The sequence below is a fragment of the Psychrobacter sp. Sarcosine-02u-2 genome (assembly GCF_002836335.1).
GTDB classification, from domain to species: domain Bacteria; phylum Pseudomonadota; class Gammaproteobacteria; order Pseudomonadales; family Moraxellaceae; genus Psychrobacter; species Psychrobacter faecalis.
Genome location: NZ_PJBX01000166.1, coordinates 23,852 through 35,749, shown reverse-complemented (window position 1 = coordinate 35,749; position 11,898 = coordinate 23,852). Strand labels below are relative to the sequence as shown.

Here is an 11,898-nt window from a genome sequence, read left to right as displayed (position 1 = left end):
TTTAGCTAAAGGTGCAGCATATGAATCCTTTCCATGGTCGGCATTTTCAGGGCGAAATCATTCTTTGGGCTGTGCGCTGGTATTGTAAATATGGCATTAGCTATCGTGAACTGCAGGAAATGCTGGCCGAACGGGGTGTGAATGTTGATCACACGACTATTTACCGTTGGGTTCAACGTTATGCTCCTGAAATAGAAAAACGTTTACGCTGGTATTGGCGTAATCCTACAGATTTACATTCATGGCATATGGATGAGACTTATATCAAAGTGAAGGGGCGATGGACTTACCTGTATCGTGCAGTTGATCAACGGGGTCATACGATTGACTTTTACCTTTCCGCTAGACGGAACAGTAAATCAGCCTATAGTTTTCTAGGAAAGATCTTCAATACGGTGAAAAAATGGCAAATTCCACGGGTCATCAATACAGATAAAGCAGCGACCTATGGCCATGCTTTATCACGATTAAAGCGAGAAGGAAAATGTCCAGTAGATATTGAGCACAGGCAGATTAAGTATAAAAATAATGTCATTGAATGTGATCATGGTAAGTTAAAGCGGATCATCAGGGCCACATTAGGATTCAAATCTATGAAGACGGCTTATGCCACAATTAAAGGTATTGAAGTCATGCGTGCACTACGTAAAGGACAAGCATCGTCATTTTATTATGGTCAGCCTCAGGGTGAAGTGTGTCTAATCAACAGGGTTTTCGGTCTCTAAGTACTTTTTAAAGGGAACATCATCGACTCAAATCTCTATTTGCAACAGTGCCTTACATTTCGTATTTTCTATTTGTAACGTAATTTCAGTAATATTATGATTATGTTTTAGAACTTCTAAGGCCTTTTGATAGAGTTGATCTGTATTGCTATTCGGAGCAACCAAATGAGCAGTTAAATGAATATTTCTTGAGGATATAGCCCAGACTTTCAACTGATGAATCCCTTCAACGCCCTCTAGCTTCAATAAATCATTTCTTAACGACTCAATATCAATCTCATCAGGAACTCCTTCAAGCAGAATATTAATACTTTGTTTTAATAAAATCCAAGTTCGAGGTAAGACCCAGAAGCCAATTAACACAGCGATTACGGTATCAACCCACATCCACTGGGTAAAATAAATAACTATTCCTCCGATAATCACGCCTATCGATCCTAGAGCATCACTAAGAACTTCTAAATATGCACCTTTTATATTTAGACTTCCTTCAGCACTAGCAGAAAGGATTTTCATTGAAATCAAATTTATGACCAAACCACCAACCGCGACAATCATCATTCCAACACTTTGAATTTCAGCAGGATTCGTAAAACGTTGATAAGCTTCATATACAATATATATTGCTACCACAAAAAGCATCACCGCATTAAACAGAGCCGCTAAAATTTCAAATCGCTGATAGCCAAAAGTTCTTTTATCATCTGCGGCTTTTTTACCAATTTTGATAGCGGCAAGAGCAATAGCTAAAGCGGCTACATCAGTAAACATATGAGCTGCATCAGATAACAAAGCCAAACTTTGGGTAATAAAAGCAGCGACAACTTCTACTATTAAAAAAGTAGTCGTTAAACCTAAGGCAACCATTAACTTCTTACTATTTTCTTCAGTAACAACCGCATGGCTATGATCATGATGTTCTGACATAAAATATTTTCCTTATTCTATTTATGATGAGCAGAGATATTGGATAACAGCCAATATCTCTGCTGTAAATCGACTAATCTATTGGATTAAGAAACTTTTTTTTCATTTATCCAACGATAAAGCACGGGTAACAGCACCAAAGTTAGTAATGTTGAAGAGATAATCCCGCCAATCACTACGGTTGCCAGTGGCCGTTGAACCTCAGCCCCTGTTCCGGTTGCCAGCGCCATTGGTACAAAACCCAGTGAAGCCACACAAGCTGTCATCAACACTGGTCTTAAGCGCAAAATAGCCCCTTGCCACACGGCTTTATGCACTGGATATTTGTCCCTTAATTCCTTAATAAAGGTCAGCATTACCAGTCCATTGAGGACTGCAACACCAGATAAGGCAATAAAGCCAATTCCAGCTGACATCGATAATGGAATATCCCTTAGCCAAAGGAACAGCACACCACCGGTCAAGGCAAAGGGTACCCCGGTAAAGACCAATAGACTTTCTTTGACATTGTGAAAGACCGCCATCAGTAAAATAAAGATAGTGATTAAAGCCAGTGGAATCACGATTTGCATCCGTGCTTTGGCTGAAGCCAAATTTTCAAACTGACCGCCATATTCTATCCAATAACCACTTGGCAAAGTGTATGCTTTGAGCTGTGTCTGTACATCAGAAACAAAAGACCCTAAATCACGCCCTTCAACATTCGTTGTAACCACAACTCGGCGTTTACCATTTTCTCGACTGACTTGGTTGATTCCTTCAATGGTCGAGACTTGCGCGACATCCGACAATAAAATACTGCCACCATTTGGAAGCTGAATAGGTAACTGGGAAACAGATGCGACACTACGGTCTTGCTCTCCAAGACGGATAACAAAATCAAAACGACGATCGCCTTCTAAAATCTCTCCCACGCTTTGTCCACCAATACTGGTTGCCACAAGGTCTTGAATTGAACGCACACTCAAACCATATTGTGCAGCCAAAGTTTTATTTACCTCGACATTCAGTAATGGCAAACCTGAGGTCTGCTCAACTTTCACGGCACTGCTACCCGATATTTGCTGAATGATTTTGGAGATTTTAGTCGCCTCAGTATTGAGGACATTCATATCATCACCGAAGATTTTCACACCAACATCACTACGCACACCTGAGATCAATTCATTAAATCGGAGTTCAATCGGTTGTGAAAATTCACTATTATTGCCTGGAATCGTGGCTAAATACGTCACCATACGGCCACGTAATTCATCTAAACTTTCTTTAGGATTTGGCCATTCTGAACGAGGCTTTAACATGATATAGCCATCTGAAATATTGGGTGGCATGACATCTGTTGCAACCTCGGCTGTACCCGTTCTGGCAAATACTGCCTTAATTTCAGGGAAACTCTTTAAAAGAAGTTTTTCAGTATTCTCCTGAATACGTAAAGACTCTTCTAAGCCTGTACTTGGTGAACGTAACTGTTGTATCGCAAAGTCTCCTTCACTGAGCTGTGGTGCAAATTCACTGCCGAGTTTGGTACTGATAAATCCCGTAATCACTAATAAACACAGTGCAAAAGTCAGCACAACTGCTTTGTATTGATACGAAATATCAAGAGTTTGCTGATATTTAGCTTTTAGCCATAACATCCAACGACTTTCTTTTTCTTGAATATCGCCTTTGACCCACAATGCCACAGCAGCAGGCACAAAGGTGATCGATAAAATAATGGCTGCAACAAGGGCGAGTACCACTGCCAATGCCATCGGATGGAACATTTTTGCTTCCACACCACTTAAAGCAAAAATCGGCAAATACACCACCAAAATAATAAGCTGACCAAAAATAAGAGGACGACGTGCTTGGCGGGCAGCCAGAAAAACTTCCTTAAAGCGTTCACTTTGTGTGAGAGGTCGTTTTAACAGTTGCTGTGTATGGGCTAAACGCCGGATACAGTTTTCGACAATCACCACAGCACCATCGACAATGATGCCGAAATCGAGTGCACCTAAACTCATCAGATTGGCACTGATATTTTGCTGTGCCATCCCGGTTAAGGTAAACAGCATAGAGAGTGGAATGACACAGGCAGTAATCAAGGCAGCACGGATATTCCCTAAAAACAGGAACAGAATGATGATGACCAGGATTGCTCCCTCTACCAAGTTTTTCTGAACGGTTTTAATCGCCTTCTCAACCAAGATAGTACGGTCGTACACCGTTTCAATCACTACCCCTTTAGGCAAACTATTCTGAATATCTTGAAGCTTGGCATCCACAGCTTTAGAAACAGTCTGGCTATTTCCACCCATCGCCATCATGACAATCCCTAAAACGGTTTCTTTGCCGTTATAGGTTGCCCCACCGGTTCTTAAATCATGCCCAATAGAGACTTGCGCAATATCACCAACCCGAATTGGGCTGCCATTTGGGCTACCCAGCATGGTGTTCTCAATATCAGAAAGCCCATTGAATGCACCCGGTACACGTACCGTCAGTTGCTGACCATTGTCTTCAATATAACCTGCACCTCGGTTCTCATTATTTTGCGCTAAAGCCTGTTGCAGTTGTTCTAATGAGATATTCAGTTGCTGCATCCGGTTTAAATCGGGAGAGACCACATAGGTTTTTTCAAAACCACCAATACTGTTGACCTCTGCAACTCCCTTAACACGTTGCAGTTGAGGACGCACAATCCAGTCCTGAATCTCACGCAAATCCATCGGCGTGTATGCAGTTCCATCCGGCTTTTTCGCATTCGGATCTGCCTTCAGTACCCATTGATAAATCTCACCGAGACCCGTAGAAACGGGGGACATCGTCGGTGCGATTTGTGCAGGCAACTCAGATTGCGCCTCCTGTATCCGTTGGTTAATCTGCTGACGGGCCCAATAAATATCAGTCCCATCTTTAAAGATAATGGTGACTTGAGAGAGTCCATAACGGGATATGGAACGGGTAAGCTCCAGATCCGGAATGCCAGCCATGGCATTTTCAATGGGATAGGTAATCAGCTGTTCGACTTCAAGCGCAGTAAAACCCTTGGCTTGAGTATTAATCTGGACTTGGGTATTGGTAATATCGGGTACAGCATCAATCGGGAGTTTCTGATAGCTATACACCCCGACCGCAATCCAGGTACAGACAAAGAGCAACACCCAAATCGCATTTTGTATGGAAAACTGAATGATTCGTTCGAATAAACCTTCTGGTTTTGGTAGATCAGAATTAATGTCCATGGCCTGCCTCGTCTTTTTCTAATTCAGATTTCAACAAGAAACTGCCTTGAGCGATATACTTCTGCCCTTCAGTCAGCCCAGAAATCACTTCAAGCCATTGTCCATCACTTGAAGCCTGCCCCAATTGCACTTTCTGTGCTTTTAAGTGGACTTGACCTTTTTGTTCTGAATCTACGATGAAAATACTGTCTTCACCTTCAATACTTTGCAGCGCAGACTTTTGAATCCGAAGGGCTGATTTTGCTGTAGCTTCCGGAATCAACACTCTCACTAACACATTAGAACGCAACTCAGTAGCTTGCGCATCGAGTTTTGCGCGCACCACCAGACGCCCTGTTTGTACATCTGCCTGAGAGGTTAAGCTTTGTACAGTAGCTTTATAGCTTTGATCTGAATCATTCACTTTAAAGTCAATTTTTTGCCCGGCTTGCAGTTGACCTGAGAATTGATTCGGCAAATTAAACTCAAGCCATAAATCTTTCAGCTGTTCAATGACAAAGAGCTGATTAGCCAGTTGCACATTTTCACCGACCACAATATCTTTTTGACTGATCACCCCAGAGATCGGTGCTTTAATCAGAAAACGCCCATTGTTATTGCCACTTGCACCTAATGCATTTAAACGTGCTTGTGAGGACTGGACAGTAATCTGCGCTTGACGGTAGGCATTTTCGGCACGCTGGTAATCCTGTTTGGCAGAAACCCCCTGTGACCAGAGTTGCTGTTCGCGCTGGTAATCTTTACGGGCCAAATCCAGATTCACCTGTGCCATACGCAGATTTGCCTGTTGGTCGATCAGTTCAGGCACGGTTAGTACAGCCAGCGTTTGTCCTTTTTGCACGCTCTGTCCTAAAGCCACATTGATCTGCTCGACATAACCACTAAAATTAGGCGATATATGCGCTTGTTGATCGGTATTCACCACCAATTTACCTGGCAGGGTTGTCAGCTTTTCAACCAATCCTGTGGATGCAACAGCAACTTTTAAACCTTGTTCAACCATTTGTTGGCTGGTCAGTTGTATTTCGCCTTCTTCAGCATGTCCTTCTTCAGAACTATCTTCATCAGAATATTCGGCATTTCCCTCATCATAACCCTGCCCCTCAGATTCAGTTTTTTTTGAACTTAACCAAATAGCCAGACTGACCAAGACCGTAATCAGAATCAAAACTACAATCATGAGAGACTGGGATATTTTTCCGTTTTGCTTGGCGTTCATTTTATCGTGCTCCCCCATTGATTAAATTTTGCGATGCTTCGACTGCCTTTTTATTCAGTTGTGTATAGGCATCCGAACGGCTAATTTCTTCATAACTTGTGCCAATACTGAGTGCCTCAGCTGCTAGGGCAGTTTGCCAAGCTTGACGTAGAGTTTGTAATTGACCCAATCGAAGATTCTGCAGTTGGGTGGTTGCTTGCTGAACGTCGGTAATGGACAGTTTCCCTGCCTGAAACCCTAGTAAAGTACGGCTCTGAACTTTGGTCGCCAAAGTAACTTGTGCTGTTGTGGCATCGAACTGGCTACGTAAACCTTTGAGCTGATGCCTGCTGTTGGCAATATCGAGTATTTGTTGCTTCAGCTCACGCTGCTGCTGTTGGTTCAGCAATATTTGCTGTTGCTGGACCATCGGGATCGCATATTGCTGGCGATTGAAAATATTCAGTGGAATAGCCACGCCGATTGCTAAAGTCGTATCGTTGCTTTCATTAGGGGTTTTGCTACGTTTCATGCCTACATTTAAAGTCGGATTGGGACGTGCCTGAATTCTTAAATTTTCAATTTGATGATCCGATTGCTGAATGTTCAAGGCATAGAATTTTTCTAGCCACCCTTCAGCAATATACCGTTGCACAGTTTGGAGACTTTGCTCTGGCCAAGGGATAGCGGTTTTATTCAATTGAAGATGTGAAGATGTTTCTCCCCCCCACAAATTAGACAGCTGACGACCGGCAGCTTGTTTATTCAGCATCGCTTGCTGATAAAGTCGTTGGATTTCTAGCGCTTCAATTTGGGCACGCTCAAAATCAACCAGGGCAATACTGCCTGCCTGATAGCGTTTCTGGGCACTGTCCAGATTGGCTTTACTTGTTTTTAACTGTACTGAATAAGCAGACTGCTCAACCTCAGCAAGTGCAAATTGCGACCATGCAAATTTAACAATCAGTTGGCTTTGTGCCTTCCATAATTGCTGTTGCAATTGGATTTGTTGATTCGAGGTATTGGCAATCACCCGGTTCAGCTTACGCTGACCAAATAGATCTAGAGGTTGACTAACGCCAACATTGAATTCCTGTTCTTGACCTGAGCCAAAGCCAGACTGTTCTAAACTTATACTTGGATTCTGCCATAACCGACTTTGCTGAATATTCAATTCAGATATTTGCTGAACTTGTTGCCACGGCTTGTCTTGAGTCTGGTAACTTTGTACTTTTGCTAAAGCGGATTCAAAGCTGGTAACGTTTTCAGCATAGCTATATTGCATAGCCGCTGCACATATACAAGCAACCAAGCTATGACGCAAGAGTATAATTGATTGTGAAGACATGATTTTTCCCACTTATTTAAATAATAAAAGTGGTGGGAATGTTTTAGGCTACCCCACCATGAGCGGGGAAAATTCGGGAGGTGGGCTTTGTTGAAACAGGTCAGGAGCCTGATAGCTGTTTTTCCAATGAAATTGTGGATTCACTTTAACTTCAGAGCTTGGATGAAACACATCTACTTTTTCATTTTGTACAATCAAATGCATCATCGATGGTAGATGATCTTGATGATCTTCACCGATTTCTAAATCGCTACTGAATGTTTTTATGTTTTCTGACTGTCCATTATGATCGTGTTGACGACTATCGCTGGCACACAAGGTATTTTGGTGATGACCAAAATGATAACTCTGCTGTGATTGAGGCTGTTGTTCATGGACACAAAAGGCCGCCGCCACATTCCAAAAGCTTTGGAACATGAACAATCCAACCAAGACTGTAATCCATGTAGTAGAACGCATCATCTGAACCGTACCGGGTTTGTCGGAGACTTTTTATTTAAGTTAGGCCACCTGACCTAACGGGTTAATCTTATCATTGTACATTGCTTCAAACTCAAAAGGCAATTTTCCATGAGAATTTCCCAAACTTTGTGTAACTGCTTATAATCCACTAACAGGAGAATAAGCAATGACTACTCAATCTGATATCAAGAAACTGGCTGAGCAAATGGCCAGCAGCATGAAAAGCTTCGATGACATCAAAGACTTTCAAAAGCAGCTCATGCAATCTTTTATTGATACTGCCCTTGAAGCTGAGATGGAAGAGCATCTTGGCTATCCTAAGCATGAGAAAGCAGACAAGCCTAATAAGCGCAATGGGCACACTAAAAAGACCGTCCGCAGTGATAGCGGCGATCTTGAGATCTCTACCCCAAGAGACCGCGACAGTAGCTTTGAGCCTGTACTTGTCAGTAAGCATCAAAGTCGTATTAGTGGCCTTGATGACAAGATCATATTTCACTACAGGCATAGCCTTACGTCTTGCGCTTCGGGCAAGTGTCTCCCAGACACTTGCTGATCCTCGCTCATACGCCAAAGGTCAAACCACTACCGAGATTGTAGAGAGCATTAAAGAGCTCTACGATGTCGATATCTCCAGTAGCTTAGTTTCAAGAGTCACCGATAATATCTTAGACGACATCACCGCTTGGCAGAACCGGCCGCTGAGCAGTGTTTATCCTATCGTCTACTTAGACTGCATTGTCGTCAAAGTACGTCAAGATAAGCAGATCATCAACAAGGCGATCTATCTGGCCTTAGGCGTTGCTCTTGATGGTAAAAAAGAGCTGCTTGGTATGTGGCTATCAGAGAACGAGGGCGCTAAATTCTGGCTAGGCGTTCTCACTGAATTACAAAACCGCGGGGTTCAAGATATTCTTATTGCCTGTGTAGACGGCCTAAAAGGCTTCCCTGATGCCATCAATACGGTCTACCCTAACGCTCAGGTTCAGCTGTGTATCGTGCATATGGTGCGCTATTCGATGAAGTTCGTACCTTGGACGGACAAGAAGGCCGTAGCAGCTGATTTAAAGGCCATCTACGGTGCTGATACCCTTGAGATGGCAGAGGCCAACCTTGAGCACTTTGATGAAGTATGGGGCAAAGAGTACCCGCATGTCATCAAGTCTTGGCGCAATAACTGGGAGGGCTTAACGGTGTTCTTTGAGTATCCGAAAGATATCAGAAAAGCCATCTATACCACCAATGCTATTGAGTCTTTAAACAGCGTGATTCGGACAGCGGTGAATAAACGTAAGGTGTTCCCGTCTGATCAGGCAGCATTCAAGGTAGTCTACCTAGCAACCCAGCAGGCATCGTCAAGGTGGTCGATGCCGATTCGTAACTGGACGTCTGCTTTAAATCGCTTTATGATTATGTTTGATGATCGTATTAGCAGGCATTTAATCTAAAGGGCAGTTACACAGAATCTGGGATGGTCTCCTCTTCTGCTATACCAGTCTTATCTATTTTATTTCTTCTTTTCTGAATTTTAGTATCTATTTTTTCTTGCTTTTTTATCGCCTTTTGGTTGATATCGTCTATCATTGCTTGAATCTTCTTATCAATTTTATCCTGTTCTTTTTGACGCTGCTTGTCTACTTTATCCAGCTCTTTTTGACGCACCTTGTCTATTAATCAACGTGCCAGTACAAAACGGCTACATGCCCTTAAGCTCCCTTTAAATTAGCGAACCAGATATAACACTAACAACGGTCAACTATAAAACAACACATCAAGCTTGGTTATAGAGCGGCTGGTCGAACTTTGCGTTACCATTTAACGACTCATGGTGCATTATGTTTCGACACTAACCTACCCAGCAATCTATTTACAGGGCTTTTATAATATTTCAAAACCAAAAGTTAATCACAAAAAAAAGAGCCACCAGATTTCTCTAGTAGCTCTTTCTTGTTTAAACGCTAACTAAGTTAGGTTTATTACACCAAACTATTTACTGCATCAACCACCGCTTCCGTAGTAATACCAAACTCTTGATATAGCTCCTCAGCTGGCGCGGATTCACCATAAGTCGTCATACCAATGACTTTGCCATCTAGACCGACAAACTTATACCAGTAATCGACATGCGCGGCTTCTACAGCGACGCGAGCACGGATATTAGCTGGCAATACAGCGTCACGGTAGCTAGCATCTTGCTCTACGAAAATCTCGGCACATGGCATAGAGACGACACGGACGCCAACGCCATTTGCGCTCAATGTTGCGTGCGCTTGCATAGCAAGACCAACTTCCGAACCTGTCGCGATGATAATCGCTTGTAGCTCACCTTCCTCTTTCGCTAACACATAGCCACCTTTAGCGATGTTAGCGACTTGCTCACTATCACGTGCTTGATGTGGCAAGCTTTGACGGCTAAAGATAAGTGCTGATGGATTGTGTTCAGACTTAATCGCTTCAACCCAAGCGCTGGCCGATTCGGTCGCATCACACGGACGCCATGTGCGTAGATTTGGTGTGGTACGTAAGCTCGTTAATTGCTCAACTGGCTGATGCGTCGGGCCATCTTCACCCAGACCGATAGAGTCATGAGTATAAACATGAATCACGCGCTGCTTCATGAGTGCGCCCATACGTACCGCATTACGCGCGTATTCCATAAACATCAGGAAGGTTGCCACGTAAGGGATAAAGCCGCCATGCAACGCGATACCATTGGCAATCGCGGTCATACCAAACTCGCGCACGCCATAATAGATATAGTTGCCATCAGCATCTTTTTCGATGCCTTTCGCGCCTTTAAATAGCGTAAGGTTTGAACCTGCCAGATCCGCTGAACCGCCCAACAATTCTGGTAGTAACGGCTGTAAGGTATTGATCGCATTTTGACTGGCTTTACGACTGGCAACATCACCGCCCTGCTCTTGCGTTTGCTGAATATAGGCTTGTGCTTGGCTTTCAAAATCCGCTGGCAATTCACCGTTTAAGCGGCGTAGTAGCTCGCTTGCCAATTCTGGATAGGCTTTTTTATAGGCTTCAAAGTCCGCATCCCAGTTCTTTTGCTGTACGTCGCCTTTAGCTTTAGCATCCCACGCTTCATAGATTTCATCATCTAATTCAAACGGCGCATGAGTCCATGCTAAAGCGTCACGGGTCAAGACGATTTCATCATCACCAAGCGGCGCACCATGGCTGGCGGCTAAGCCTTGCTTGTTCGGGCTACCCGCACCAATCGTCGTTTTACAAATAATTAAGCTTGGCTTAGCGGTCTCAGCAATGGCTTGCTCAGTGGCTTTGGTAATCTCATCGGTATCATGACCGTCAACTTTAATCACTTGCCAGCCATAAGCTTCGAAACGCGCTTGCGTATCATCAGTGAACCAGCCTTCGACATCGCCATCGATTGAGATACCATTGTCATCATAGAAAAAGACCAATTTGCCCAAACCTAACGTGCCAGCCAATGAGCAAACTTCATGGCTGATACCTTCCATCAAACAGCCATCACCTAGAAATGCATACGTATGATGGTCGACGATGTTATGGCCGTCACGGTTGAACTGCGCTGCTAAGGTTTTTTCTGCAATCGCAAAACCAACGGCGTTGGCAATACCCTGACCTAGTGGACCCGTTGTGGTTTCAATCCCTGGCGTATAGCCAAGTTCAGGATGGCCTGGAGTTTTTGAGTGCAGCTGACGAAAGCCTTTTAAATCATCAACGCTGACATCATAGCCTGATAAATGCAGCAAGGAATAAATGAGCATCGAGCCATGACCGTTTGATAGTACAAAGCGATCGCGGTTGTGCCATTGCGGGTCAGCAGGATTGTGCTTTAAAAATTTGCGCCACAATACTTCGGCAATATCAGCCATGCCCATCGGCGCGCCTGGGTGTCCAGAATTGGCTTTTTGAACCGCGTCGAACGACAGTACACGGATGGCATTGGCAAGTTTGCGTTCATTAATTGGGGTCGGCATAGAGTGTCCTAATATTCGAATGAAAAGTATGGAGCAT

At 43.6% G+C, this 11,898-nt stretch carries 8 protein-coding genes and 1 pseudogene; 2 read left to right on the top strand and 7 right to left on the bottom strand.

The features are described from left to right. Window positions 1-20: 20 nt before the first annotated feature. Window positions 21-725 (top strand): IS6-like element IS1008 family transposase, encoded by a 705-nt coding sequence (locus CXF58_RS08945; RefSeq protein ID WP_019383564.1) that lies wholly within the window; start codon window positions 21-23, stop codon window positions 723-725. Window positions 726-752: 27 nt separating this feature from the next. On the opposite strand, the gene CXF58_RS08940 is transcribed toward CXF58_RS08945, so the two are convergent. From CXF58_RS08940 to CXF58_RS08920, 5 genes are all read right to left on the bottom strand, one after another. Beyond that, window positions 753-1,652: a cation diffusion facilitator family transporter gene (locus tag CXF58_RS08940; protein ID WP_102077256.1), complete on the bottom strand. Its 900-nt coding sequence runs from the start codon at window positions 1,650-1,652 to the stop codon at window positions 753-755. An 86-nt stretch (window positions 1,653-1,738) separates the two neighbouring features. Beyond that, entirely contained in the window at window positions 1,739-4,879 is a 3,141-nt protein-coding gene (locus CXF58_RS08935) for an efflux RND transporter permease subunit (protein WP_102077255.1), read from the bottom strand. After that, window positions 4,869-6,098, bottom strand: a complete 1,230-nt coding sequence (locus tag CXF58_RS08930; protein ID WP_025644120.1) for an efflux RND transporter periplasmic adaptor subunit — start codon at window positions 6,096-6,098, stop codon at window positions 4,869-4,871. The genes CXF58_RS08935 and CXF58_RS08930 overlap by 11 nt, the downstream gene beginning before the upstream one ends. Window position 6,099: 1 nt before the next feature. Further along, window positions 6,100-7,425: a TolC family protein gene (locus tag CXF58_RS08925; RefSeq protein WP_102077254.1), complete on the bottom strand. Its 1,326-nt coding sequence runs from the start codon at window positions 7,423-7,425 to the stop codon at window positions 6,100-6,102. A gap of 48 nt (window positions 7,426-7,473) precedes the next feature. Next, complete coding sequence (locus CXF58_RS08920; protein ID WP_197707698.1) at window positions 7,474-7,884, bottom strand: cation efflux protein, CzcI-like; 411 nt, start codon at window positions 7,882-7,884, stop codon at window positions 7,474-7,476. Window positions 7,885-8,053: 169 nt separating this feature from the next. On the opposite strand from CXF58_RS08920, the pseudogene CXF58_RS08915 reads away from it, so the two are divergent. Continuing rightward, a pseudogene (locus CXF58_RS08915) lies at window positions 8,054-9,335 on the top strand (IS256 family transposase). A 7-nt stretch (window positions 9,336-9,342) separates the two neighbouring features. Here the strand turns inward: CXF58_RS08915 and CXF58_RS08910 are convergent. Beyond that, window positions 9,343-9,549: a hypothetical protein gene (locus CXF58_RS08910; RefSeq protein WP_102077253.1), complete on the bottom strand. Its 207-nt coding sequence runs from the start codon at window positions 9,547-9,549 to the stop codon at window positions 9,343-9,345. A gap of 314 nt (window positions 9,550-9,863) precedes the next feature. After that, the gene (gene tkt / locus CXF58_RS08905) at window positions 9,864-11,861 is read right to left on the bottom strand and encodes a transketolase (RefSeq protein WP_102077252.1); all 1,998 of its coding nucleotides are present in this window, start codon (window positions 11,859-11,861) and stop codon (window positions 9,864-9,866) included. Window positions 11,862-11,898: the final 37 nt, after the last annotated feature.

Excerpts from the sequence above, each read along its gene's own strand:
- CXF58_RS08925 (WP_102077254.1), bottom strand. The coding sequence starts at position 7,425 with ATGTCTTCACAATCAATTATACTCTTGCGTCATAGCTTGGTTGCTTGT.
- CXF58_RS08935 (WP_102077255.1), bottom strand. The coding sequence starts at position 4,879 with ATGGACATTAATTCTGATCTACCAAAACCAGAAGGTTTATTCGAACGA.
- CXF58_RS08930 (WP_025644120.1), bottom strand. The coding sequence starts at position 6,098 with ATGAACGCCAAGCAAAACGGAAAAATATCCCAGTCTCTCATGATTGTA.
- CXF58_RS08940 (WP_102077256.1), bottom strand. The coding sequence starts at position 1,652 with ATGTCAGAACATCATGATCATAGCCATGCGGTTGTTACTGAAGAAAAT.
- tkt (WP_102077252.1), bottom strand. The coding sequence starts at position 11,861 with ATGCCGACCCCAATTAATGAACGCAAACTTGCCAATGCCATCCGTGTA.
- CXF58_RS08920 (WP_197707698.1), bottom strand. The coding sequence starts at position 7,884 with ATGCGTTCTACTACATGGATTACAGTCTTGGTTGGATTGTTCATGTTC.
- CXF58_RS08945 (WP_019383564.1), top strand. The coding sequence starts at position 21 with ATGAATCCTTTCCATGGTCGGCATTTTCAGGGCGAAATCATTCTTTGG.